Raw genomic sequence first — 212 nt, 5'->3', positions numbered from 1 at the left:
GCTGCGGTGAGGGATTCGCGCAGCGCAATACCGGCACCGCTGTCGAGCGCAACGGTGGAACCGCTCTCCAGCTGCGCTAGATCCATACCGGCTGCGGTGGTAATCGCCAGGGTGCCGCCGGTTTGCAGCAGCGCACTGTCGCCCATGCTCCAGCTGTTGGCGGAAGCCTGCAGATTTTCATTGAGCGCAAAGGTTTGTGCCGCGGACTGACT

Annotated in this window: 1 protein-coding gene; it reads right to left on the bottom strand. The window is 63.2% G+C overall.

Features of this window, described 5'->3' with window-relative positions; all coding sequences use genetic code 11:
- A partial coding sequence (locus tag B4U49_RS18950) for a hypothetical protein (RefSeq protein WP_158078507.1) occupies positions 1–212 on the bottom strand: 212 nt, incomplete at both ends.

It is taken from the genome of Microbulbifer mangrovi, from assembly GCF_002009015.1.
GTDB classification, from domain to species: domain Bacteria; phylum Pseudomonadota; class Gammaproteobacteria; order Pseudomonadales; family Cellvibrionaceae; genus Microbulbifer; species Microbulbifer mangrovi.
Note: the sequence above shows the minus strand (reverse complement) of the source record. Positions and strands in the feature narration are given on the sequence as shown.